Origin of the sequence: Nonomuraea fastidiosa (assembly GCF_042751225.1) — a bacterium.
GTDB lineage: Bacteria > Actinomycetota > Actinomycetes > Streptosporangiales > Streptosporangiaceae > Nonomuraea > Nonomuraea fastidiosa.
On sequence record NZ_CP170570.1, the window covers coordinates 8,495,520 to 8,519,754 of the forward strand.

Annotated in this window: 23 protein-coding genes; 15 read left to right on the top strand and 8 right to left on the bottom strand. The window is 73.3% G+C overall.

Going from position 1 to position 24,235, the window contains the following annotated elements:
- Positions 1-144 precede the first annotated feature (144 nt).
- Both ACFMQL_RS39215 and ACFMQL_RS39220 read right to left on the bottom strand, forming a co-directional pair.
- Positions 145-1,254, bottom strand: coding sequence for a histidine kinase (locus ACFMQL_RS39215; RefSeq protein ID WP_378789836.1), 1,110 nt, complete (start codon positions 1,252-1,254; stop codon positions 145-147).
- A gap of 242 nt (positions 1,255-1,496) precedes the next feature.
- Positions 1,497-1,643 (bottom strand): hypothetical protein, encoded by a 147-nt coding sequence (locus tag ACFMQL_RS39220; RefSeq protein ID WP_378789837.1) that lies wholly within the window; start codon positions 1,641-1,643, stop codon positions 1,497-1,499.
- A gap of 142 nt (positions 1,644-1,785) precedes the next feature.
- Here ACFMQL_RS39220 and ACFMQL_RS39225 point away from each other — a divergent pair, with 142 nt between their 5' ends.
- On the top strand, positions 1,786-2,088 hold the full coding sequence (locus ACFMQL_RS39225) for a hypothetical protein (protein WP_364067979.1): 303 nt from the start codon (positions 1,786-1,788) through the stop codon (positions 2,086-2,088).
- A 94-nt stretch (positions 2,089-2,182) separates the two neighbouring features.
- A complete protein-coding gene (locus ACFMQL_RS39230) occupies positions 2,183-2,494 on the top strand; it encodes a hypothetical protein (RefSeq protein ID WP_378789839.1) in 312 nt (103 codons plus the stop codon).
- Between the two features lie 128 nt (positions 2,495-2,622).
- Here ACFMQL_RS39230 and ACFMQL_RS39235 read toward each other — a convergent pair whose 3' ends face one another.
- Both ACFMQL_RS39235 and ACFMQL_RS39240 read right to left on the bottom strand, forming a co-directional pair.
- Positions 2,623-3,525 (bottom strand): alpha/beta hydrolase, encoded by a 903-nt coding sequence (locus tag ACFMQL_RS39235; protein ID WP_378789840.1) that lies wholly within the window; start codon positions 3,523-3,525, stop codon positions 2,623-2,625.
- A gap of 78 nt (positions 3,526-3,603) precedes the next feature.
- Entirely contained in the window at positions 3,604-4,548 is a 945-nt protein-coding gene (locus tag ACFMQL_RS39240; protein ID WP_378789842.1) for a winged helix-turn-helix transcriptional regulator, read from the bottom strand.
- A gap of 143 nt (positions 4,549-4,691) precedes the next feature.
- Here ACFMQL_RS39240 and eno point away from each other — a divergent pair, with 143 nt between their 5' ends.
- On the top strand, positions 4,692-5,969 hold the full coding sequence (eno, locus tag ACFMQL_RS39245; protein WP_378789843.1) for a phosphopyruvate hydratase: 1,278 nt from the start codon (positions 4,692-4,694) through the stop codon (positions 5,967-5,969).
- 109 nt (positions 5,970-6,078) lie between these two features.
- On the opposite strand, the gene ACFMQL_RS39250 is transcribed toward eno, so the two are convergent.
- Complete coding sequence (locus tag ACFMQL_RS39250) at positions 6,079-6,603, bottom strand: CGNR zinc finger domain-containing protein (protein WP_364067984.1); 525 nt, start codon at positions 6,601-6,603, stop codon at positions 6,079-6,081.
- Positions 6,604-6,695: 92 nt separating this feature from the next.
- Here ACFMQL_RS39250 and ACFMQL_RS39255 point away from each other — a divergent pair, with 92 nt between their 5' ends.
- The 4 genes from ACFMQL_RS39255 to ACFMQL_RS39270 all read left to right on the top strand — a co-directional run bounded on the left by ACFMQL_RS39255 (position 6,696) and on the right by ACFMQL_RS39270 (position 10,048).
- The gene (locus tag ACFMQL_RS39255; RefSeq protein WP_364067985.1) at positions 6,696-7,655 is read left to right on the top strand and encodes a DUF523 and DUF1722 domain-containing protein; all 960 of its coding nucleotides are present in this window, start codon (positions 6,696-6,698) and stop codon (positions 7,653-7,655) included.
- Positions 7,656-7,716: 61 nt separating this feature from the next.
- Positions 7,717-8,559 carry a hypothetical protein gene (locus tag ACFMQL_RS39260; protein ID WP_364067986.1) on the top strand — a complete coding sequence of 281 codons (843 nt, stop codon included), beginning with the start codon at positions 7,717-7,719 and terminating at the stop codon, positions 8,557-8,559.
- A complete protein-coding gene (locus ACFMQL_RS39265; protein ID WP_364067987.1) occupies positions 8,475-9,002 on the top strand; it encodes an MATE family efflux transporter in 528 nt (175 codons plus the stop codon). Before ACFMQL_RS39260 ends, ACFMQL_RS39265 begins: the two co-directional genes overlap by 85 nt.
- A gap of 74 nt (positions 9,003-9,076) precedes the next feature.
- Positions 9,077-10,048 (top strand): threo-3-hydroxy-L-aspartate ammonia-lyase, encoded by a 972-nt coding sequence (locus tag ACFMQL_RS39270; protein WP_364067988.1) that lies wholly within the window; start codon positions 9,077-9,079, stop codon positions 10,046-10,048.
- A 489-nt stretch (positions 10,049-10,537) separates the two neighbouring features.
- Here ACFMQL_RS39270 and ACFMQL_RS39275 read toward each other — a convergent pair whose 3' ends face one another.
- Positions 10,538-11,128, bottom strand: a complete 591-nt coding sequence (locus tag ACFMQL_RS39275; RefSeq protein ID WP_364067989.1) for a WHG domain-containing protein — start codon at positions 11,126-11,128, stop codon at positions 10,538-10,540.
- 71 nt (positions 11,129-11,199) lie between these two features.
- The gene (locus ACFMQL_RS39280; RefSeq protein WP_364067990.1) at positions 11,200-12,183 is read right to left on the bottom strand and encodes a BtrH N-terminal domain-containing protein; all 984 of its coding nucleotides are present in this window, start codon (positions 12,181-12,183) and stop codon (positions 11,200-11,202) included.
- Between the two features lie 91 nt (positions 12,184-12,274).
- Between ACFMQL_RS39280 and ACFMQL_RS39285 the strand changes: the two genes are divergently transcribed.
- From ACFMQL_RS39285 to ACFMQL_RS39295, 3 genes are all read left to right on the top strand, one after another.
- Positions 12,275-12,625 (top strand): bacteriocin fulvocin C-related protein, encoded by a 351-nt coding sequence (locus ACFMQL_RS39285; protein WP_378789847.1) that lies wholly within the window; start codon positions 12,275-12,277, stop codon positions 12,623-12,625.
- 528 nt (positions 12,626-13,153) lie between these two features.
- A complete protein-coding gene (locus tag ACFMQL_RS39290) occupies positions 13,154-13,333 on the top strand; it encodes a hypothetical protein (RefSeq protein WP_364067993.1) in 180 nt (59 codons plus the stop codon).
- A gap of 126 nt (positions 13,334-13,459) precedes the next feature.
- Positions 13,460-15,979, top strand: coding sequence for a polysaccharide lyase family 8 super-sandwich domain-containing protein (locus ACFMQL_RS39295; protein WP_378789849.1), 2,520 nt, complete (start codon positions 13,460-13,462; stop codon positions 15,977-15,979).
- On the opposite strand, the gene ACFMQL_RS39300 is transcribed toward ACFMQL_RS39295, so the two are convergent.
- On the bottom strand, positions 15,960-16,838 hold the full coding sequence (locus ACFMQL_RS39300) for an alpha/beta hydrolase (RefSeq protein WP_364067995.1): 879 nt from the start codon (positions 16,836-16,838) through the stop codon (positions 15,960-15,962). The genes ACFMQL_RS39295 and ACFMQL_RS39300 overlap by 20 nt on opposite strands.
- Before the next feature lie 85 nt (positions 16,839-16,923).
- On the opposite strand from ACFMQL_RS39300, the gene ACFMQL_RS39305 reads away from it, so the two are divergent.
- From ACFMQL_RS39305 to ACFMQL_RS39325, 5 genes are all read left to right on the top strand, one after another.
- A complete protein-coding gene (locus ACFMQL_RS39305) occupies positions 16,924-17,490 on the top strand; it encodes a CGNR zinc finger domain-containing protein (RefSeq protein WP_378789851.1) in 567 nt (188 codons plus the stop codon).
- 103 nt (positions 17,491-17,593) lie between these two features.
- Positions 17,594-18,829: a lectin gene (locus ACFMQL_RS39310; RefSeq protein WP_378789853.1), complete on the top strand. Its 1,236-nt coding sequence runs from the start codon at positions 17,594-17,596 to the stop codon at positions 18,827-18,829.
- Positions 18,830-19,429: 600 nt separating this feature from the next.
- Positions 19,430-20,479 carry a LacI family DNA-binding transcriptional regulator gene (locus ACFMQL_RS39315; protein WP_364067998.1) on the top strand — a complete coding sequence of 350 codons (1,050 nt, stop codon included), beginning with the start codon at positions 19,430-19,432 and terminating at the stop codon, positions 20,477-20,479.
- 449 nt (positions 20,480-20,928) lie between these two features.
- Complete coding sequence (locus ACFMQL_RS39320) at positions 20,929-21,210, top strand: peptidase inhibitor family I36 protein (RefSeq protein ID WP_364067999.1); 282 nt, start codon at positions 20,929-20,931, stop codon at positions 21,208-21,210.
- An 802-nt stretch (positions 21,211-22,012) separates the two neighbouring features.
- Entirely contained in the window at positions 22,013-24,223 is a 2,211-nt protein-coding gene (locus tag ACFMQL_RS39325) for an alpha-galactosidase (RefSeq protein ID WP_378789856.1), read from the top strand.
- Positions 24,224-24,235 lie beyond the last annotated feature (12 nt).

The following is a 24,235-nucleotide window of genomic DNA, read 5'->3' on the forward strand; positions in this document are numbered from 1 at the left end:
GGGGGCTGCGGTCGGCCCCCGGCCTGGCGGATCAGAGGTCGCGGACGCTCAGCGGGTCAGAGGTCGCGGGCGCTCCGCGGGTCGGAGGTCGCGGACGCTCCGCGGGTCAGAGGTCGCGGGCGCTCCGCCGCCTCACGGGGAGCGTCACTCCGGGAGCGTCGCGGGGATGACGGCCGTGATCACGAAGGTGCCGTCCGGGCGGCGCTCCTGGTGGAACTCGCCGCCCAGCGCCTCCACCCGCGCCCGCACCCCCGCCAAGTCCTGCCCGGTCGCGGCGTGGAAGACCGCGCCGTCGGTGCGCACCCGCAGGGTGACCTCCCGTACGCCGTGCCGCACCTCGACCGACGTACGGCTACCGGGCGCGTACCGGAGCGCGTCGACGAGGGCCGCCTGGATGACCCGGTAGGCGACGAGTTCGGCGGCGCGGGAGGACGGCGCCGCCTGTCCCGCCTCGGCGAACTCCACCGGCTGCCCGGCCCGGCGCATCTCCTCGACCAGCGCGTGCAGGTCACCATCGCAGGGCGCCCCGATCTCAAGCCCGCCTGCCTGATCGGAGGAAACCACGGCGGCGCCCAAGCCGACGGACTCGGCCGCCATGACGGTCCCCGCGCCTGCGGCTCCCGGAATCCCAGCCGCTCCGGGCCTCCCGGTGAAGCCCGAACCAGACATCCCAGCCGCTCCCGGCATCCCGATGAAGCCCGAACCAGACATCCCGGTGCTGTCCGGATCAGGCATCCCGGTGCCGCCCGGACCAGCGGTGCCCGGCCTCCCGATGGCGCCAGGGGTCGCGGTCCCGAACGTCCCCGTGCTGCTCGGACCAGCGGCTCCGGATGTCCCGGCGGCGTCCGGGGCGGCCGGTTGGGGTGGGATGACGGCGGTCTCCGCGTTCTGGGCGGCGGAGGTGAGCGCTCCTCTCGTGGCTTCACCGACCGCGGCCCTGCCCGGGCCGGGGTCGTAGGCGAGCAGGCCGTACAGGTATCGCAGGTCGGCGATGGCCCGTCGGCCGGTGTCGGTGACGGCGGTCAGGGCGGCGTCGAGGCGTTCCGGGGTGCCGGTCAGGTAGCGGGCCGCCTCCGCCTGCACGATCATCGCCGCCACCTGGTGGGTCACGACGTCGTGGAGGTCGCGGACGATCCGGTGGCGTTCGGCGTCCCAGGCGGACGCGGCGTCGCCCGCCCCTGCGGCCTCGGTGCCGCCGGCGGCAGCGTCGGCCTCGGTGGGCGGGGTGCTTTCACGGCGGGGTTCGATGGTCAAGGCACTTTCCGGGCGATCGTGGGCGGTGGATGCGCGGTGTGCGGCGGCGAGAGCGCTGTCAGAACGGCGCTCGGGGGCCGGAGCGGGCTCAGGAGGACGATCAGGGGCGGGTTCAGAGCGATGTGCGGCGAGGGCCCGGCGCGGGCGCAGCCACCCGCTGATCCCCCACATGCCGGCCAGCATCAGACAGAGCACGACGAATCCCTCTTCGGGCCGCACCGAGCGGACCCGCATCACGCCGCTCACCAGAGGTACGCGGGGGTAAGGCCGATCGGCAGACCCACTCCCAGGATCGGCGTGCGGAGCGCCGTCCCCGGCGCCGCCCCCGCGATGGCGCTGCCCACGAAGGAGGCCGCCGCGACGGCCACGAGTTGCGTCAACAATCGCATGACAACTCCCAGACGAGATCCGATCGGCCCCTAGCGGCCTCAGGAAAAACGCTAGAGATCGGGGAGTCGCCGATCGTCACCGTAGGGAGGACATTCGCGGGTAGCTCGCACGGGGGACAGCGCTTTTGGCAGAGTCTTCTCCGTGCCTATGAACGATATGCCGGATTGGCTGCCGGACTGGTGTCGCGCCCACCTCGGCAGCGAACCCGCGGGTGTGCTGTTCCGGCTGCAGCAGACGTCGATGGTGTTCGGCCTGCGGCTGGCCGACGGCGCCGACGTGGTGGTGAAGGCCCGTCCCGGCACCGGACGGGCGGCGTCGTGCGTCGCGGCGCAGGCCAGGCTCGCCGAACGCGGCTTTCCGTGCGCGCGGCCGTTGACGCCGGTGGTGGAGGTGGAGTCGCTGGCCGTGCACGCCGAGGAGTTCCGGCCCGGGGGCGAGGTGTGAGCAGGCGCGAGCGGCTGCTGGCGACCGGCCTGCCACGCGTGCTGGGACACGCCGACTTCGAGGCGCAGAACCTCCGCTGGCAGGACGGGCGGCTGTGGACGGTGCACGGCTGGGACAGTCTCGCCTGGCAGCCGGAGGCGGCGCTGGTGGGTGCGGCGAGCGGGATGTTCGCCGGCTGGGGCAGCCGACGCTGGCCCCGATCGAGAGCTCGCAAGCCTTCCTCGCGGCCTACCAGGAGGCGAGGGGGCGGGCGTTCACCGGCGAGGAGCGTGAGGTCGCCTGGGCGGCGAGCCTGTGGACCGCCGCGCACAACGCCCGCTACGAGGCCCTGTACGGTCACACGCCGGTCTCCGGCGACGCGGTCCGCGCCCAGGCCGCAGAACGCCTCCGCCGCGCGAACGCCTGACGCCCCCTCGGGCTCCGGCGTTCAGCGAGGTCACGCCGGCCTCAGGGTCTGGACGGCTGCCGCCGGGACGGATCACCGAGCTCTGGTAGGTCGCGTTCGGCGGGAGGTCGCGCAGGCTTGGCCGGCATTCATGCGGCGGCCGCGGTGCGGTAGGCGTGCGCGAGGAAGCGCGCCGCGTCGTCGAGCGCCTCCCCTGCCTCCTCCACCAGGGCGGTGTGGTGCTGGAAGACGTGCGACAGGCCGCCCCAGACGCGCAGCGTCACGTCCACACCGTCCGCCGCCGCGCGGCCGGCAAGGCGTACCGAGTCGTCCAGCAGCAGCTCGCTCGACCCGGCCTGGACGAGCAGCGGCGGCAGCCCCGTCAGGTCGGCGAGCGCGGGGCTGGCCAGCGGCGCGGCCGGGTCGCCCGCGCCCAGGTAGTGGGTGCGGTAGCCCTCCAGGTCGGCGCGGGCGAAGATGGGATCGGCCCCCAGCTTCTCCTCGATGCTGGCCCCGGTCAGCGTCAGGTCGGTCCACGGGGAGAACAGCACGGCTCCCGCCGGCATCGGCAGCCCGGCGCCGCGGGCCGCGAGCAGCGTCGCGACGGACAGCCCGCCGCCCGCCGAGTCGCCGGCCAGCGCGATGGCGGCCGGGCTCGTGCCGCCATCCAGCAGCTCGCGGTAGGCGGCCAGGGCGTCGTCCACCGCCGCGGGGAACGGATGCTCGGGAGCGAGCCGGTAGTCCAGCGAGACGATCCTGATGCGGGCGCGTCTGGCCAGCTCGCCGGTGAGGGCGGCGTGCGTGCGCGGTGAGCCGATGACGTAGCCGCCGCCGTGCAGGTACAGCACCATCGCGTCACCGGCCACATCGGCGGGCGTGAACTCCAGCGCCGGGCGGCCGGCGAGCGTGGTCTCGCGGACGGCCACGCCGTCGGGGGCCTGGGCGTCGAAGAGCGCGGCGAAGTCCGCACGGGCCTGCTCGACAGTGGTGATCTGCGCCTTGGGCGCGTTGCGCAGCAGGGCGTCCAGCTCCTGGCGCTGCTGACGGCTCATCGGTGACCTTTCGTCCGGGAGATCACGGGGATGCCAGACGCAACACGCCGCTCGGCGGCGGCATTCCGCGCGGCGCGGTCACCGGACGAAACGACTGGTCACGCCGGTCGCCAGGCGGAGGGCGTCCTTGATCGCGGCGCCGGCGTCGGCGATCGGGTAGAGCACGTGGCGGATCGTCCGGCGAGCGTCGGCGACGATGACGGCGGGCTTGAGGTGCAGCGTGTGACCGGTACGGAACGTCGGCAGCCGCAGCGCGGCGCACAGCGTCAGCTCGGCGTCCGACAGCACCGGGAACGCCCGCCCCGGACCCGACTCCCTCGCAGCACGCGACTCCGCATCCGGCCGCCCCGCACCCGACGCCTCCGCGCCCGGCAGCTCCGTAGGCGCCTCCGCACCTGACGCGTCCGCGCCCGGCGGCTCGCCCGGCTCCCGCGTGGTGACCGCACGCACCGCCACCCCGGCCTCGGCGAACGCGGCGGCCGACGCACCCAGCGCACCCAGAAATGCGGCCAGCGCATCACCGGGAGCGGCGAGGAGGACCGTGACGCGGGCATCGGAGGCCACCACGTCCAGCCCGCCATCCCCGGCGACCTCGCCACCACCTATCACCGGCAGCGCCAGCGGATGCGGAACGGCGGTGCCGACCAGACCGTGCATGCGGTCGATCTCGGTGGGCGTCGCGCCGGGGCCAGAAGTGCCGTCGCCGAGGACGAAGCGTTCACCCCAGTCCTGCAGCCCGGCCAGCACCGGGGCGAGCGCCCGGCCGGCCGCCGTCAGCCGGTACTCGTAGCGGGTGGGCCGCTGCTGGTACGGCCGCCGTTCGAGCACCCCGTTGTCGAGCAGGTGCTTCAGCCGTTCGGCGAGCACCCGGCGCGAGATGCCCAGCTCCGCGTGCAGGTCGTCGAAACGGTGGCGGCCACGGGTGACCTCGCGCACGATGAGCAGGCTCCACCACTCCCCCACCACCGCCGCGGCCTGCGCGATCGCGCATCCGGCGTCCTGCTCCCGCAGCTCCCGTGCCACCAGCTCGCCTCCTAGCCCGCTTCCAAAGGGGGGTACGGGATGGCGCCCGCGCCCGGAGCAAGTGTAAGTTCCTTCCTGGAACTGAGTGAGTTCCGATCTGAAATCCACGCAGACGGGACCTCTGACGCAGGGGGTAGGCAGACATGACGACAATCGTCCGGGTGGCGGGCCGGGAGATCCTCGACAGCCGGGGCAATCCGACCGTGGAAGTGGACGTCATCTTGGAGGACGGTTCACTGGGCCGCGCGGCCGTGCCTTCCGGCGCGTCGACGGGCACGAACGAGGCGGTGGAGCGGCGCGACGGCGACCCGCGCCGCTTCCACGGCAAGGGCGTGCGCCGCGCGATCGAGGCGGTCACCGGGGAGATCGCCGCGGCCGTCACCGGCATGGACGCCGAGGACCAGGCGGCCGTGGACGAGGCGATGATCGCGCTCGACGGCACCCCGGGCAAGTCCAGGCTCGGCGCGAACGCGCTGCTCGGCGTCTCGCTGGCCACGGCCAAGGCCGCCGCGGCCTCGCATCGGCTGCCGCTCTACCGCTACCTCGACCCGGAAGCGGCGCTGCTGCCGCTGCCGATGATGAACATCATCAACGGCGGCGCGCACGCCGACAATCCGCTCGACTTCCAGGAGTTCATGATCGCGCCGGTGGGCGCGACGACGTTCGCCGACGCCGTACGGATGGGCTCCGAGGTCTTCCACACCCTGCGCGCCACGCTCAAGAAGGCCGGCCACCACACCGGCGTCGGCGACGAGGGCGGCTTCGCCCCCGACCTGCGCACCGCCGAGGAGGCGCTCGACCTCATCGTCACCGCGATCTCCGACGCCGGCTACTCCCCCGGCACGCACATCGCCGTCATGCTCGACCCGGCCGCGTCGGAGTTCTACCGCGACGGCGCCTACCACTACGCGGGCGAGGGTGTGCGGCGCACCGTCGAGGAGCACGCCGCCTACCTGTCGAGGCTCGTCTCCGCCTACCCCATCGTGTCCATCGAGGACCCCATGGCCCAGGACGACACCGAGGGCTGGCGGCTGGTCACCCGCGAGCTGGGCGCGACCTGCCGGCTCGTCGGCGACGACGTCTTCTGCACCAACGCCGCGCTGCTGCGCGCGGGCATCGACGCCGGCATCGCGAACTCCATCCTGGTCAAGGTCAACCAGATCGGCACGCTCACCGAGATGCTGGACACGGTGCGGACCGCCGAGGAGGCCGGGTACGGGGTCGTGATGTCGCACCGTTCGGGCGAGACCGAGGACACCACGATCGCCGACCTCGCCGTGGCCGCCGGCTGCGGCCAGATCAAGACCGGCTCGCTGTCCCGCTCCGAGCGGACCGCCAAGTACAACCAGCTCATCCGCATCGAGGAGGAGCTCGGCACGGAGGCCCGCTACGCTGGACGCTCGGCGCTCAAAAGCGGCTGAACCTCCGCACTCGGCGCGCAAGCGCAAGGGCGGCTGAACCCCCGCGCCCGGCCCGCATGAGCAGCAGAACCACCGCGCCCGGCCCGCAAGGGCGGCTGAGCCCCTCGCGTCAGCGGCCCTTGCGGGCCGACGCGCGCCTGCGGTAGGCGGCGACCTTGTGCCGGTTGAGGCAGGTGGCCGAGCAGAACCGGCGCTGCCCCGCAGGCGAGGAGTCGGTGAAGACGTCGGCGCACCTGGCCGCCTGGCAGATGCCGAGCCGGGCCTGCCCGTGGGTCATGAGCCAGGCGAGCAGGCAGGTGGCCAGCGCGGCGGGCAGCACGTCGGCGGGGTCGCCGACCGTCCAGCGCAGGCCGCCGGGGGCGGCGACGGGCAGCGGACGTACGGCGCGCAGCAGGGCGTTCAGCTCGTCGAGCGCCCGGCCGTCGCGCGCGGCGGCGAAGACGGGGAAGACGGCGTTCGCCGCCTTGACGAGGTCGCCGCCCGCGGGCAGCGGCAGGCCGTCGGGCCAGTCCAGCAGGGGGGCCGGGTCGGGATACGGTGTCTCCTGCTCGCCCGCGGCCTCGCGCGGCGGGTCGGCGTACTCGTTGACGAACGCGACGACGTGGCTCACGTCAAACGCGGGAACGACCGGCACCCGCACAGTGTAACCGGAACACGCGAATCTGAGGGTTACACGAGGGCCGCGTGGCCGCGCGTGCGACCCCCTGTTGTGGGCAGCTGACCAGCATGGGGGACGGTCACGTCTGCGGCAGGCCACGGGTGGCGGTGTCGAGCTGCCTGCTCGGCGAGCCGGTACGGCACAACGGCGGCCACAGCCGCAGCCGTTACCTCACCGACGAGCTGGCGCCGTTCGTCGACTGGGTGCCGCTCTGCCCGGAGATGGAGATCGGCCTCGGCGCGCCCCGCGAGGCGCTGCGCCTGGAGCGCTCGCCCTCCGGCCCCCGGCTGATGACCAGGCGCAGCCGCCGCGACCTGACCCCCGCCATGGCGGAGCTGGCGGCCGAGCGGTCGGCGGGGCTGGCCGCCGACGGTTACGTGTTCAAGGCCAAGAGCCCGAGCTGCGGCATCCACGGCATCCCGCTCTACGCCGGCGACGCCGCGGTGACCCGGCAGCAGCGCGGCATGTTCGCCGACGCGGTGATCGAGGCCCACCCGCTGCTGCCGGTCGAGGACGACGGCCGGCTGAACGACCCGGTGCGGCGGGAGGCGTTCACCGAGCGGATCTTCGCGCACGCCCGGCTGCGCGAGCTGCTGGCAGGACCGTGGCGGCCGCGCGACCTGATGGCGTTCCAGGCCCGGCACAAGATGCAGCTGCTCGCCCACAGCACCGAGGGCTACCGGGAGACCGGCAGGGTCGCGGCGCAGGCCGGCGTCCGGCCGCGCGAGGAGGTGGCCGCGGCCTACAGCGCGGCGTTCCGCTCGGCGCTCGCGGTGCCTGCGACGGTCGGGCGGCACGTGAACGTGCTCCAGCATTGCCTGGGCATGATCGGCGACGGGCTGGACCCGGTGCGCCGCGCCGACGTGGCCGAGGTCATCGCCTCCTACCAGGCGCGCCGGGTGGCGCTCAGCGTGCCGCTCGCGCTGCTGCGCCACCACGCCAGGGGCGCGGCGGCCACGTACGTGGCGGAGCAGACGTACTTCGAGCCCTATCCGGAGGAGCTGTGCCTGCGTAACCATGTCGTCTGAGGCGCGTATGCGGTAGAATGATCATGTCCCGAGCGGTCCGCCGCCCGGGATTCTCCGTTTCATGTCTTCTTCTTTCCGCATCGTGCTGGGCGCGGCCGTGCCGCTGCTGCTGTCCATGAGCGCCGGCATCGTCGCGCAGCTTCTCGGCACCTCTCTGCTCGGCCGCCACGCGACCGCGGACTTGGCGGCGTTCGCGCTGGCGAGCGCCGTGCTCAACCCGGTGAACGCCGCGGTGGCGGGCGGGCTGCGCGGTCTGTCGCCGTTCGCCGCCGCCTGCCGGGAGCGTCCCGCCGAGGCGGTGGCGGTGCTGAAGGACGCGCGCTGGCTCGCGCTCGCTCTCGGGTCCGCGGGTGCCTGCGTGATGCTCGCCGTCCCCCTCATCGCGCGGGCCGGGGGTGCGCCTGAGGCGGCGGTCGCCGGGCTGGGCGCGCTGCCCGCGCTGCTGGCGGCGCAGGTGCTGCTGTCGGCGGCGGGCGGCGGCGCGGCAGGCATGCTGGTCGCGCTGCGGCACAGCGGGAAGGTGCTGTGGTCCGGGCTGGCGGGCACGGCGGCGCAGGTCGTCCTGCTGCTCGCGCTCGTGCCTCCGTACGGCGTGCCGGGCACCGGCGTGGCGATGGTGGCCGCCACCGCCGTGCACGTCGCGGTCTCCAACCTGCTGCTGCGGCGGCTGCCGGAGCTGGCGGGGCAGTCGTGGTGGCCGGGGCGGCCGCGCGTGCGGCGGATCGTGCGGATGGCCGGGGTGGGGCTGCCGCTGTCGGCCACGCTGATCGTCAAGTTCACGGTGATGGGCGGTGTCGCGTACGCCGCCGCGGCACCGGCGTGCAGCAGGCCGCCGCTCACGCGATCCTGCTCTCGCTCGACGGCTTCCTGGGGCTCGCGGCGGCGTCCGCCGCGCGGGCGGTGACGCCCGAGGTGGCGCGGGCGACGTCGGCCCGCGAGGCCAGGCGGCTCGTCGTGGCGGCCGTCACGGTCGGCGCGGCCGGGGTGCTCGCGGGCGGGGCGGCGCTGCTCGTCGCGGGCGAGGCGGTGCTGCGGCTGTTCACGCGGGACGCGGCCGTGCTCGCCCTGGCCTCGGGGCTGTCGCCGCTGCTCGTGGGGTTCGCGCTGGCGAACGGCTGCGCGATCGTCACCGCGTACGGGCTGGTCGGACTCAAACGCTCGACCTGGCAACTCGCCGCGGTCGGCACCGGCTACGGCCTGCTCGCCCTGGCCGTGATCCCGGTGTCCGGCACCTGGGGGCTGGCCGGGCTGTGGGCCGCCATGACCGCGACCGGCGCGCTCATCTGGGTGCTGCAGATCACCGGATTCGTCCGGCACAGCGCCGCCATCGCGCCCGCCGCGGCCTAGGATCGGAAGATCAACTGATCATGCCGGCCGGTCCCCACCCCCCGACCGGCCCCCGGCCGCCTTGAGGTGACACCATGGCCACCGCCACGTCCGTGACCTTCGACGACGTCCGCGCCGCAGCAGCCAGGCTCGACGGCATCGCCCACCGCACGCCCGTGCTCACCTCGCGCATCCTGAACGCCCGTGCCGGCGCCGAGGTGTTCATCAAGTGCGAGAACCTGCAGCGCGTGGGCGCCTTCAAGTTCCGCGGCGCCTACAACGCGGTCGCCCTGCTCTCCCCCGAGCAGCGGGCGCGCGGCGTCGTCGCCCACTCGTCGGGCAACCACGCCCAGGCCATCGCCCTGGCCGCCCGCGAGCTGGGTACCTCGGCCGTCGTCCTGATGCCCGAGGACGCGCCGCGTCTCAAGCGCGAGGCCACCGCCGGCTACGGCGCGGAGATCGTCACCTACGACCGCTACAAGGAGGACCGCATCGCGCTCTCCCGCGCCCTCGCCGACGAGCGCGGCATGACCCTCATCCCGCCCTTCGATCACCCCGACGTCATCGCCGGCCAGGGCACCGCCACCCTGGAACTGCTGGACGAGGTCGGCGAGCTGGACGCGCTGCTCGCGCCCGTCGGCGGTGGCGGGCTGCTCGCGGGCACCGCCATCGCGGCCAAGGCGCTGCGGCCCGCCACCCGGGTCATCGGCGTCGAGCCGGAGGCCGGCGACGACACCAAGCGGTCGCTCGAACGCGGCGAGCGCGTCACCATCCCCGTCCCCAGGACGATCGCCGACGGTCAGGCGCTGCCGACGCCGGGCGAGCTGACGTTCGGCATCAACCGGCGGCTCGCCGACGGGGTCGTCCTGGTGAGCGACGCGGAGATCGTGGAGGCGATGCGGTTCGCGTTCGAGTACCTGAAGATCGTCCTCGAGCCCAGCGGCGCGACGGCGCTCGCCGCCGTGCTGTCCGGCCGCGTGGAGGGCACACCGCGCCGGATCGGGCTCATCGCCTCGGGCGGGAACGTCGACAGCCGCCGCTTCGCCGACCTGCTCGCCGCTCACTGACCACAAGACCCCTGGAGCCGCGAGCACCAGCCGGTCCGACAGCTCACGCAGGCGGCCGAGGTCGGGGACGTACGCCATGAAGCCCGGCACGATGCGGCCGAGGAAGTACGGCCGTCGTCGGCCATCGTGCGGCGCAAGCGCGGGGGCGGCCGCTTCCCCGCGTGGCCGAGCCGGGGCGGGCGCTCGGAGGCCGGCCGCGAAGACGGCCGCCGCGGGCATCAGGCCCTCCCTGCGCAGGGTGTCCTGGACGCGGGCGATCAGCGCCCGGTGGGCGGCGGCGTCCGGCAGCACCTCGACCACCGGCGGCTCGTGCGCGATCACCCGTTCGGCCCGCTCCGGATGGGCGGTGAGCAGGTGGAGCGCGGTGATCGCGCCGGAGCTGCACCCGGCCACGCGGACGGGCGCGTCCGGCGACAGCCCCGCTGCCGCGTACCTCGTAGTGCAGGGTGGCGCCGTCGACGCGCAGCCGTCCCGTGGTCACGGGGGTCATCAGGGGTCTCCTCCGGTGCGGGAGGGCCAGTGTTCGAGTGCGTTGTGCAGGGCTTCCACGCAGCGGACCCAGGAGTCGCCGGCCGGTCGCGCGTGCGCGAACCCGCCCGCGGCCTCGATGCTGACGAATCCGTGCAGCGCGCTGCGGATCAGCCGGACCGCGTCGGTCAGGTCGGGCTCCTCCAGCCGGTACGCGCGCAGCATGCTGTAGGTCAGCTCGACCGCCCGGCGCGGCCCGGCCGCCTTGGCGGCCAGCTCGGGGTCGATGGGGATCGGGACCTGGGTCGCGGTGTACCTGCCCGGGTGGTCGTGGGCGTAGGACCGCCAGGCGTCGGCGTAGGCGACGAGCGCGTCCTTGCCGGCCCGCCCTGCGGTGGCCTCGGCGATGCGGATGGTCTTCTCGTCCGCGCCCAGCAGCGCGATGCGCCCGCGCAGGTCCTCCAGGTTGCGTACGTGGGCGTACAGGCTGGCGTCCTTGACGCCGAGCCGGCGCGCCACCGCCGACATCGTGACGTGGTCGAGCCCGACCTCGTCGGCCAGTTCCGCGGCGGCGAGCGTCACGCGTTCCACGGTCAGCCCGGCACGCGCCATAGGTCACCGACCCTTCCTAGGTTGTTGGCTTGCCTTCCTAGGCTATACCTAGGACTCCTAGGAACGGTGCGTCACAGGCGGGCCAGCGCCTCCATGGCCTCGCGCTCGATGCGGGCCAGGTCGCGCAGGACCGTCCCGGCCTCCTCCAGGTGGCCGGGGTCGCCGCTCTCGCCGGCCTTGCCGATCAGCGCCGCCACATCGGTCCACAGGGCCGCCGCCTCGGCGTACAGCCGGTGGCCCGTACGCAGGTCCGCACCGCCGACCAGCTCGGCGCACTGGGCGAGGAAGTCCCGGTACAGCGCGCGGAACAGGCCGCCGCCGGTGCCGCCCCGCTCCATGAGGAGGGCCGCCTGCGGCAGGTCGCGGCGCGGGTCCTGCGCCCGCTCCCACCAGCCGGGCACCTTCGTCGCGGCCTTGGCGACGCCCCGGTGACCGAGGTTCGCGATGGGCGGGGAGAGGAACGCGGCCGCGCAGTCCCTGATGGCGGGGACGAGCTGCTCCTGCCAGGCGACGGGGTGCGGCGGCAGGGTGATGGTGAACGAGCGGTTCCTCGCGGTCATCGGGCCGCGCTCGGCCCGGGCGCGGGCGAGCGCGTCGAGACTCGTGCGCACCGCGCCGCCCTGCTGCGCGGTGTCCACGAGGTAGGCGTCGCGGTCGTCGTAGCCGTACATGGCGACCACATGGCCGCCGAAGTGCACCTTCGAGGTGAAGTAGTCGAGGTGGTAGCAGTCGAGCTGGAGGCCGGCCGGGCGGCCGCCGTCGATGACCGCGGCCACGTTCTCCCAGGCCCGGCGGGGCGAGGTGGTCTCCTGGACGGCCAGCGTCAGCCCCAGCCTGGCGGCCAGGTTCCTGGTCAGCTCGAACGGCTTGACCCGGCCGCCGAGGAAGGGCACCGGCATCGCCTTGGCGTCCCAGTAGACGAAGGACAGGCCGGAGCCGAGCCCGAACATCAGCGGCTCCGGCAGGTCGAGTCCTTCGTGGCGGAGCAGCACACCGAGCGCCGTGGTCTCGCAGTGGTGCAGGCCGCGGGGCTCGACGCCGGTCACGATGGTCATACTTCGCTTCTCCTCAGGGCTGATCGTGCTCCGGGTAGCATGGGGTCTCCCCCAGGGGGAGAGTCCACCCGTCTCGACCCGGCAGGTGTCCATGGACGACGAACAGCGTTCCGCGGCGTACGACGAGTTCATCACCCATCCCGTGAGCCGCAGACGCGAGCTCTACCAGGACCTGCCGGCGGAAGTGCGCAGCGGGCTCTGGCTGGAGCAGCTCATCCGCTTTCGCGCCGCGCGTCCTGATCTGACCGCCGAGCAGCGAAGCCTGCTCGACGAGATGGAGGCGCTGGTCCGCGACGAGACGACGTTCGCGCCCGGCAGCCCGCCCGCGCCCGAGCTCGAGCGGATGGGCGAGGCGGCCATCGCCGCCTTCGGCAAGGACACCGCCTTCCAGCTCCTCGCCCGCCTCGGCCCCGCCGACGGCACCACCCGCCGGATCGCCTGACCGGTCACACACCTGAGCCCCGACCGGTCACACACCTGAGCCCCGGGCACCGAAGCCCCGCGCCCGCCCCTGCATGCCACCCTGCGCCCGCTGCACACCTGAGCCACCCGGGCACTGAAACCCTGCGGCCGCCCCTGCCCGCCGCCCCGCGCCCGCTCCTGCCCGCCGCCCCGCGCCCGCTCCTGCGCGCCGTCCCGGTCCTGACCTGGCCCTCCCGGGCCCGCCCTCGCCTGACCCCGGCGCGGCCGGGCCGGACACGGCGCGCCTTTCGCACAAGCCCGCCCCCTCAGCCCTCCCCCGCCCAGGCCAGACCGCGCCCGCCCCGGGCGTCTCGGGCACGGCAGCCACGGCGGGCCAGGCGCCCCGGGCACGGCGGGCCAGGCGCCCCGGGCACGGCGAGCGCGGCGAGCGCGGTGGCGGGCCGGGCGCCACCGCCGAGGAGTTCTTCCGCCAGGCCATGAGCTCCTCGGCCTGAGCGCTCCGTGGCGGCGCTTGCGTGCGGCGGGCGTCCGGCAGCAGAGTGGCGTCATGGATCGTACGGATATCGCCCGATTAAGAGGTGAGCGGGCGGTTCGTCGTGCCATGCGGCACCAGCGGCGGGTCAACCGGGCGCTGCGCCGGGCGTCGGTCGCGGCGGCCGCGATCGTGATCGCCTTCGCGGTGCTGCTCGCGGTCGTGATCACGGTCGTCGGCATCAAGCAGTGGTGAGAGCCTTCCTCGGAGCCCCCACGGAGACCCCCACGGAGGCGGCTCCGCCCTGTGAAGCGCGTCGGCGATCATGTACGGTGAGCCCCAGCGTATCCCCCCAACGGCCTGGAGTTCGCAGTGCCGCACATGTCCCGCCGCCAAGTGCTCACCCTCGTCCCCGCCACCGGCCTGCTGGCGGTGGCCGCCCCCGCCCGCGCCGCCACGACCGGCCCCGTCATGACCGGCCCTGTCATGACCGGCACGGCCGCCGCACAGGCCATCGACCACGCCCGGCTGCTCGCCAACTCCGTCGCCATCCTCGCCGGCACCCCCGAGGTCAACGCCCGCCCCGAAGTGGCGGGCAAGCTCGCCGCCATCGCCGGCACCGCCAGGCAGCGGCTGACCGCTATGGACCAGGCGGGCGACGGCGAGCTGTTCGCCGGCCTGGCGCTCGGCACCGACGACGTGAACCTCCGCCTGGCCTACCAGTACCTGTACGAGATCGCGCTGGCCACCCGCGCCCCCGGCAGCGCGCTGGAGGGCGACGCCGCCGCCGCGCGGCGGGTGGCCGACGGCCTGGCCTGGCTGCACGAGCGTTACTTCGGCGACCAGTCGGCCGGCTACTACGGCAACTGGCACAACTGGGAGATCGGCATCCCCACCCACGTCAGCAGGACCCTCGCCCTGCTGCCCGAGGAGCTGCGCGGCGAGCTGACCGCGCCGTACATCGCCTCGATGGACGCCTACCTGCGCAACGGCAAGGACGGCGACGTCGACCTCGACTCCCGCTTCCACACCGGCGCGAACCTGGCCGACATCACCGCCAACCGCATCCTGCAGGGCGCGCTGACCGGCGACGACGCCCGCGTCAACAAGGCCATCGCCGACCAGTCCACGGTGTTCGCCACGATCGATCCGTACAACCTGCAGCACGGCAACACCGACGGCTACTACGCCGACGGCTCGTTCATCCAGCACCACTCGGTCGCCTACACCGGCTCGTACGGCCGCGCCCTGCTGACCCGCGTCGTGCAGACGCTCAACATGCTGCAGGGCGTCACGTCCGGCTCCGGCGATCTGCCGTCCGTGGTGTACCGGTGGATCACCGACGGCTTCGCCCCGCTGATCTTCGAGGGTTGGATGATGGAGATCGTCAAGGGGCGGGCGGTCTCGCGTACCGCCAGCGGCTACACCGATCTCAACGTGGTCGTGGAGGCCATCGCCGACCTGACCGAGCACGTCGAGGACGCGCTGCCGCTGAAGAAGTACCTCAAATTCCTGCCGGCCGCCGACACCACCGCCTTCGTCTCGCCGGGCAGCATCGCCCGCTACGCCGCCGTGCGCGCCGACGCGTCCATCCCGGCGGCCGACCTCAACCCGCCCGCGCGGTCGGTGGCGTTCAACGCGATGGACCGCACCGTGCACCGCCGCCCCGGCTACGCGTTCGCGCTGGCCCGCAGCTCGGAGCGGATCAGCAAGTACGAGTACATGAGCGGCGAGAACCTCATGCCCTGGTTCCAGGGCGACGGCGCCTACTACCTCTACCTGTCGGGCGAGGACCAGGGGCAGGTGTACGGGGTCGACTACTACACGACCGTGTCGCCGTACCGGCTGGCCGGGGTGACCGCGCCGGTGGAGGAGCGGCGGACGGTCCCCGAGCTGTACGGGCGGCTGTGGTACGAGAACCCGGACCACCCGCTCAACTTCACCTCGTCGTCGGAGTCGCAGAACACCTACGTGTACTTCCCGCGCGGCGAGAACGCCTTCTCCGGCGGCGCCACGCTCGGCGCGTACGGCGTGGCGGGCATGGTGCAGTCGGACGACGTCGCCTACACCGCCAAGCAGCAGGGCCTGCTGCCCGACGACTTCGTGGCCTACCGCAACGCCCGCGCCACCAAGTCGTGGTTTATGTTCGACGACGAGATCGTGGTGCTGGCGGCGGACGTCGCAGGTCAGGGCGGCCGCGACGTGGTGACGACCGTCGACAGCCGCATCGCCGCGCCCGGCGACGCGGTCACGCTCACCGGCGAGCGCTGGGACGGGCGCGGCTGGCGGCCGGGCGGCGCGGCCACGCCCCTGCGGTGGCTGCGCTACGCCAACGGCACCCGCCGTACCTCCATCGGCTACGTCTTCCTCGACCGGCGGCCGGTCGCGGCCGGGCTGGAGACCGTCACCCGCAGCCGCAGGGTGGTGCGGACCGGCAACCCCGACACCGCCGTCACCAAGAACGTCTTCACCGCCACCATCGCGGGCGAGGGCGAGCTGGCGTACGCGCTGGTGCCGAACGCCACCGAGGACGCGCTGCGCCGCTACGCGCGCGGCCCGGTGAGCGTGCTGGCGAACAACCGCCACGTGCAGGCCGTGCGGCACCAGAAGCTCGGCATCATCGCGTGCAACGTCTTCTCCAAGGGCCCGCGCCAGGCCGGCCGCCTGCTCGTGGACGGTCCCGCCTCGGTCATCGTGCGGGAGTCCGGCAGACGCACGTCCGTCGCCCTGTCCGACCCGACGATGAAGCGCGACCGCGTCTCCGTGGTCGTGCCGGGCCGCCCGCTGCGGGTGGCGGAGGCCGACGAGGGCGTCACCGTACGGCGAGTGCCGGGCGGCACCCTGGTGCAGGCGACGACCCGGCACGCGTACGGCCGTACGTTCACCGCCACTCTTCGTTGAGCCGGTCGAGGAAGCCCGCGACGAGCGGGGCGATCTCCTCGGCGTGCGTCTCCAGCGCGAAGTGCCCGGTGTCGAAGAGGTGCAGCTCGGCATCGGGCAGGTCGCGCCGGTAGGCGCGGGCTCCGGCCTCGGTGAAGAACGGGTCGTTCTCGCCCCACACGATGAGGGCGGGCGGGGTGTGCTTGCGCAGCCACGCCTGCCAGCGGTCGTAGCTCTCGACGTTGGTGTGGTAGTCGAACAGCAGCGCCGCCTGGGCCTCCCTGTGCCCCGGCAGGCCGAGGAAGTGGTGGTCGAGCGTCCAGTTGTCGGGCGCGACCAGGCTCGGGTCGGGGACGCCGGTGAGGTATTGGCCGCGTACGGCCTCCAGGGTCAGCTCGGCGTGCACCCGCTCCGGGCCGCCGGGCGTGTCGGGACGCTGTGCGAGCAGGTCGCGGGCGGCCTCTGACAGGCCGTCTGCGTAGGCGTTGCCGTTCTGGACGATCAGGCCGGCGATCCACTCGGGGTTCCGCTCGGCGACGCGGAAGCCGATCGGGGCGCCGAAGTCGAAGACGTACAGGGCGAAGCGGGTCAGGCCGAGCGCGCGGACGAAGCCCTCGGTGAGGTCGGCGAGCCGGTCGAACGAGTAGGTGTAACCGGCGGGCGCCTCGGTGTGCCCGGAGCCCGGGTGGTCCGGCGCGATGAGCCGGTAGCGGGACCCGAGCCGGTCGAACAGCGCGCGGTACTGGTGCGAGGCGGACGGGAAGCCGTGCAACAGCAGCAGCACGGGCGCGTCGGCCCGGTCGGGCAGGGACTCGCGGTAGAAGACGCGGACTCCTTCGACGTCCACGTAGCGGTGCGCGGTGCGGGCTGGTGCGGTCATCTTTAATGCCTTTCTGAGCGGCTGACACATTAGGTCTACCCGTATGCTTCCTAATGCGTCAAATGCGTCAGGTAGCATTAGAAGCATGAACAACCCCGGTCCCCTGGTCGGCGAGCCCCTGGCGCTCGACCTGGTCAACACCCGCAACGCCGACGGTGAGCACCTGGCCACGCCGGAGAGCCTGCGCGCCTGGCTCGACCTGGAGGCCGCCCGGTTCCCCGAGGCGCGCGACCTCGCCGCCGCCGACCTGGGCGAGCCCGAGCTGGCGACCGCACGCGAGCTGCGCGGTCACACGGCACGGGCATTGGAGCACGTACGGCGGGGCGAGCGACCGCCTCAGGAAGCCCTCGACGCGATCAACCGCGCCCAGCGCGCCGCGCCCGCCGTCACCGAGCTGACCTGGAATGACGGCGCGCTCACCGCCACCCGCAGGCGCGACGGCTCCGCGGCGGAGCGACTGGCGGCCTGGCTCGCCGAGGCTGCCGCCGACCTGCTGGCGAACCCGGCGGTGGCCACGATCCGCAAGTGCGAGGCGGACGACTGCGTGACGCTGTTCCTGCCCGCCCATCCGCGCCGCCGCTGGTGCGCCGCCGCCCGCTGCGGCAACCGGGTCCGCGTCGCCCGCCACTACCAGCGGCACAAGCCGGCCTGAAAACGGGCGGGGGAAAGCGAGAGAGCGCTCTCTTGACAGGAGCGCTCACGTTGCCGGAAGGTTTCCGTAAACTCACACCCCGTGGACCCATGAGGTAACCCACATGGCACGCACCCCCCGCAAAAGATTGCTGCTCGCCATCGGTACCGTCCTCGCCGCGATCGCCGCGCTGGTCGTCCCCATGACCGGCACCGCGAGCGCCGCGCCCGCCCCCGGCCCGCTCGTGTGGTCGGACGAGTTCGACGGTCCCGCAGGAAGCCCGGTCGACGGCTCCAAGTGGCGCTTCGACATCGGCGGTGGCGGCTGGGGCAACAACGAGCACCAGTACTACACCGACAGCACCCGCAACGCCGCCCTCGACGGCAACGGCAACCTGGTGATCACCGCCCGCCGCGAGAACCCGGCCGGCTACCAGTGCCACTACGGCACCTGCCTGTACACCTCCGCCCGCCTGCTCACGCTCGGCACCTTCAGCCAGACGTACGGGCGGTTCGAAGCACGCATGAAGCTGCCGCGCGGGCAGGGCATCTGGCCGGCGTTCTGGATGCTCGGCGGCACCAATTGGCCGGACGACGGCGAGATCGACATCATGGAGAACATCGGCCGCGAGCCGAACACCGTCCACGGCACCATCCACGGCCCCGGCTACAGCGGTGGCGGCGGCATCAGCGCCGGCTACACGATCGGCTCCCCCTTCGCCGACGCGTTCCACACCTTCGCCGTCGACTGGTCGCCCAACCTCATCGTCTGGTACGTGGACGGCGTCGAGTACCAGCGCCGCACCCCCGCCGACCTGGGCGGCCGCCGCTGGGTCTTCGACCACCCGTTCTTCATGATCATGAACGTCGCGGTCGGCGGCGACTGGCCCGGTTACCCCGACGGCACCACCACGTTCCCGCAGACGCTGACCGTCGACTACGTCCGCGTCTACGCCCCGCCCACCGACAGCGGCGGCTCCGGCGGCCAGATCACCGGGATCGGCGGCAAATGCGTCGACGTCGCCGGCGCCGAGACCGCCAACGGCACCCCCATCCAGCTCTGGGACTGCAACGGCACCGCCGCCCAGTCCTGGACCTGGAACTCCGACGGCTCCGTCCGCGCGCTCGGCAAGTGCATGGACGTCACCGCCGGCTCCACGGCGAACGGCGCCAAGGTGCAGCTCTACGACTGCAACGGCACCGGGGCGCAGCGCTGGACGTACGACTCCGGCACGGGGCAGATCGTCAACCCGCAGTCCGGCAAGTGCCTCGACGCGACCGACGTCAGCTCCGCCAACGGCACCCGCCTGCAGATCTGGGACTGCACGGGCGGCACCAACCAGCGCTGGACCCGCACCTGACCCGATCGGGGTCCCGCACCTGACCGGCTGGAAGGCCCCGCGCACCCGCACCGCGCGGCCCCATCCCGACCGCCCACCCCACGCGGCGGTCGGGATGGGGCAGGCCGGCCGCACCCACCCGGCCGGTCAGGGTGTGCGCAGGCCGGCACCGCCAAGGCACAGGCCGTGGGGGACGGTCCCCCGGCACCCACCACCAGCCAGCCCTATCACGCGACCTACGCCAGGAGGCGTTGCGCACTTCCCACGCCCATCGGCCCCGTTTCCGGCCGGCCGCCCGAGCGCCCGCACACCTCGACCATCCACGGGTCCGCACTAGGCGTCAGGCCCCTGATCACTCCGCGCGCGCCCGTCTCACCTGACCTCTCGAACAGGCCGGGCGGCACCCTGACCCGTCGCGCCGAAATCTACCCGCCGGCACACGTTCAGCCAGGTGATTTCCTTTCATCAAAGGACGATTGGCACCTGCGAAAAGGGCTCGAATGCGAGAGAGCGTGTTCTCGATGTGAAGTTCGGGCGTTTCCGGACCGACAGGAACTCGAAGACGAGGCGGACGGACGGTGCCCGGCATGAGCGCGGATCATCAGGTCATACGATGTGGAGGTGACTCCGACTCCCCCGCGCGCGTCTCGCGCGGCCGCCCGCGACGCGGCCGTGCCCAGCATCAGGGACGTCGCCGCCGAGGCCGGAGTGTCGTACCAGACGGTCTCGCGCGTGCTCAACGACTCGCCCAGGGTGCGCCCGGAAACCCGCGCCACGGTGCTCGCGGCCATCGAGCGGCTCGGCTTCCGGCCCAGCCGCGCGGCCCGCGCGCTCAGCCTCGGCCGGGCTCGCGGCATCACCGTGGTCACCTCCGACACCGTCCTGTACGGCTACGCCGCCACCCTCCAGGGCATCGAGGAGGCGGCCCGCGCGGCCGGCATGTCCGTGGGCGTCAGGGTCGTGGAGTCGGCCGAGCCCGCGGAGGTGCGGCAGGCCGTCGAGTACGTCAGCGACGCCAGCGCCGGCGCGGTGGTGGTGATCGCCTTCGACGCGATCGGCGTCGCCGTGCTGGAGGCGCTGCCCGCCCATGTGCCCGCCGTCGCGGTGGCCGAACCCGCCGCTCCCGACCGGGGCAGGGTCGCGATCGCGCTCGACGAGCGCGGCGCCGCCGCCGACGCCACCCGGCACCTGCTCGACCTGGGCCACCGCACGGTGCACCACGTGGCGATCCCGTCCGAGGTCGGGCAGGGCGGCCGCCTGGCGGGCTGGCGCGACGCGCTGACCGCCGCGGGGGCGGCCGTGCCCGAGGTGCTGGGGTGCGGGTGGGACATCGCCTCCGCGTACGAGGCGGGCCGCCGTCTGGCCGCCGACCCGCAGGTCACCGCCATTCTGTGCGGCAACGACGACATCGCGCAGGGCGTCCGGCGGGCGCTGTACGACGCGGGCAAGGACGTGCCGGGTCACGTGAGCATCGTGGGCTTCGACGACATCCCGGGGGCGGCATACTGGACGCCCGCGCTGACCACCGTACGCATGGACTTCCCCGGCCTCGGCCGCGCCTGCTTCGACGCCGCCATGGCCGAACTCTCCGGCCTCCCGCAACCGGTGCCCCGCCTGGTCCCCCCGGCCTTGATGATCCGCGAATCCACCGCCCCACCCCCTACCACCTGACCCATCCCGCCTTGCTCCCGGCGCAGCCCACACAGGACAGGCGGCACCGGGCAAGCGGCATCGCCAGCGAAGGGGCGCGAACCGAACTTCGCTCTGGAGGGCTCTCGGTATCCGCACGCCCCAACGCAGCGCGTCCCATGTGCTCGGCGCGGCATCCAGCTCGTGGAGCACCACCCGATTCGGCGTGACACCGCTCCGCCACGCGCACAACAGGCCGGCTCTGCGCACCACGCCGATTCACCAGCCCACTTCGCGCCTCACCTGGCGACCGATCGGCACGCGGAGCCGGGTCCGGCGCCCTGCCGGCATGGTGCCGGAGGTCTGTCCCGTGCGCGTGTGAAGTCCCGCCCCGCTGCGAGAGCGCGTGCGGACGGTCGCCTCAGTACGCGGTTTCGGCAGCTCGTTCGTCCGCGCCATCTCGCCGAGAGTTGATTACCCTCACCGCACAGGTGAGCCTGACGCGAGCGGCAGCGGGCTGTCCCACAGGCAACATCTGCCTGTGGCGGGACCGGAACTTCGACGGTGTCCCGTGGAAGTGGAGCCCCGGCGACGGCTATCGCACGTTGCCGGCCAACATGCGCAACCACGTCCACTCCTTCTACGCCAACGCCTCAGGCTGCTTCATTGACACCGGCAGCCGTGAAAGGCGAGGCGTCAGGCCCGGCCACTACGCCAGGGCGTACGACACCAACTTCGGCGAGAAGGTCGACGCCATCGCCCGCACCTGCTGACGGCTGCGTCATGGGCATGACGCGCCCGCCCGAGCTCGAAGGAGGAGGGGTGGTCGCGTTGCCGAACTCCGAGCGCGCAGCACACGGATTCGGGAGGCCATCGGCGGGATCACGGCCGAGCCGAACAGGCGAGGCGGGCGGCCATGACGAGCAGAACGTCAGGCCAGGCCCGAAGTCGTGCGCCACCCCGGTCGTTCCGTAGGCCAGTCGCAATGTGAGGCGCTGAGAGCGATTCTCAGCGCCTCACGTGTCTCACGACATCGGGTTTCACCTGGAGACGACTACTCCTAGTACTGCACCCGATACTCGATCGTGCCCTTCTTCCCGAGCCCCCTGGCGCAGGGATCGCCGCGGCCGTCTTAGCGCTCGGCCCAAGGCTGGGCGCTCGCCGACCCCGGGCCGCGGGCGATGGGCCAGGGGATCTCGGCCGCACGGTCGGCGGCCGCACCGCTCCTGCCAGCGGTCGGCCGGCTCGCCTTCCGTCCCGTTGGCAGCCTCTTCCGCGGCTCCTTCCAGACCATCGCCTCCGTCCATTCGTGGATGCGACAGGCGGCGTCGCAGACTCGGAAGCACCGACAACCTTGCTGGTCAGCGCCCTGGTCAGCTTCGTTCCAGGCCGCGCGCTCAGGAAACCTGTGCGTAACGAATCGGCAAAGAAGGCTTTCGCAGGGGCCGTGTGACCGTTCACACTGGCGGGCGTGTGACCGGTCACATGACTGCGGGAGCGCCCACCCGTCCAGGGCAGTACGCGCGAACCCTGCCACCGCGATCGGTCCCCTGTGACGCCGAAAGAGAGAGCTTGATGCCTGCTGATGTCGTGGAGACCCTCCGCTGGGGCCATTCGGGTCTCGCGGTCGCCCTGGAGATCCATCAGGATCGCCCGGTGACGCTGCGCGAGCTGTCGCCGGGCGGGGCGGCGGCTCCCATGCGGACGTCCCAGCCGGTCGTGGAGGTGCTGGTGCCCGGCGAGGGCCGGGCGCGGGCCTCGCAGCGGCTGTCGGAGACGGCGGTGGGCCTGCGGCTGCGGTACGCGGGCGCGGACCGCTCGGTCCAGGACGGCCGGCACGAGCTGCGGGTGCGGCTGCGTGACGAGTCGTCGGGGCTGGGCGCGGAGCTGCTGCTGGAGTCGTACGAGGGCGTGCCGGCGCTGCGGTCGTCGGTCCGGGTGACGAACCTGGGCGCGCAGCCGGTGCTGCTGCTGGCGGTGACCTCGTTCGCGGCGGGATTCCACGGCCTGGAGGCGGCCGATCTGGACGTCCTGTACGCGGGCAGCGCCTGGCTCGGCGAGAGCCGCTGGACCAGGCAGCCGCTCGCCGGCCACCTGCCCGACCTGGGCCTGGAGGGGCACGGCCACGGGCGGGGCGCGTACGCGCTGACCAGTCTGGGCACGTGGTCGAGCGGCCGGTACGTCCCGATGGGCGGGCTGGCCGAGCGCGGCTCGGGCCGGACGTGGCTGTGGCAGATCGAGCACAACGGCCCCTGGCGGTGGGAGGTCGGCGACCGGCTGGACGGCGTGTACGCCGCGCTGTCCGGCCCGACGGACCTGGACCACCAGTGGAGCCAGCCGCTCGCGCCCGGCGCGTCGTTCACCACGGTGCCGGTGTCGGTGGCGGTGTCCGGCGACGGCCTGGAAAGCGCGGCGGCCGCGCTGACCGCGCACCGTCGCGCGTCGCTGCGCCCCCACCCCGACCGGGACAGGTTGCCGCTCGTTTTCAACGACTACATGAACACGCTGATGGGCGACCCGACCACGGAGAAGCTGCTGCCGCTCATCGACGCGGCGGCCGAGGCGGGCGCGGAGGTGTTCTGCGTGGACGCCGGCTGGTACGACGACGGCGGCGACTGGTGGGACAGCGTCGGCGAGTGGCGGCCGTCGAGCACCCGGTTCCCTGGCGGCATCGAGGAGGTGCTGGCCCGGATCAGGGAGCGCGGCATGACGCCCGGCCTGTGGCTGGAGCCCGAGGTGATCGGGGTGCGCAGCCCGATGGCAGGCAAACTGCCGGACGAGGCGTTCCTGCAGCGCGGCGGCGTACGGGTGGCCGAGCACGGCCGCTACCACCTCGACCTGCGCCATCCCGCCGCGGTGGCGCACGTGGACCAGGTGATCGACCGGCTGGTCACGGAACTGGGCGTCGGCTACTTCAAGCTCGACTACAACATCAACCCGGGCGCGGGCACCGACGTGGACGCCCCCAGCGCGGGAGCCGGGCTGCTCGGGCACAACCGGGCCCACCTGGCCTGGCTGGAGTCGGTGCTCGACCGCCACCCGCACCTGGTGCTGGAGAACTGCGGCTCGGGCGCCATGCGCATGGACTACGCGATGCTCTCCCGCCTGCAGCTCCAGTCCACCAGCGACCAGCAGGACTTCCTGCGCTACCCGCCGATCGCGGCCGCCGCTCCCCTGTCGGTGCTGCCCGAGCAGGCCGCCAACTGGGCCTACCCGCAGCCGGAGATGACGGAGGAGGAGGTGGCGTTCACGATGTGCACCGGCATACTCGGCCGCCTCTATCTGTCGGGCAACCTGCACCGCATGGACGGCCCCAGGCTCGCCCTGGTCAAGGAGGGCGTGGCGGTGCACCGGCGGCTGCGCCCGGTGCTGCCGCGCGCCACCGCGTGCTGGCCGCTCGGCCTGCCCGGCTGGGACGATCCCTGGCTCGCCTTCGCCCTCCGCGACGACAGCCCACGAAGTGACGGCGGCCCGCTGAGCGACGGCACCTCACGAAGCGACGCCATCCCGACAGGCGACGGCAGCCCACGAAGTGACGGCGGCCCGCGCAACAGCCCCGGCGCGAGCGGCGACACGTACGTGACGGTCTGGAGGCGGCCCGGCGCGCCGGAGTCCACCGTGCTCTCGCTCCCCCACCTCCGCGGCCGCGACCTGGAGGCCACCGTCGCCTACCCGGCACAGGCCGGGGGCTGGCGCCTCGACTGGGACCCGGGTGCCGCCGAGCTGACCGTCACGGCCCACGTCCCGCCGCCCACCGCCCGCATCCTGCACCTCCGCCCCCGCTAGCCCACCGAACCG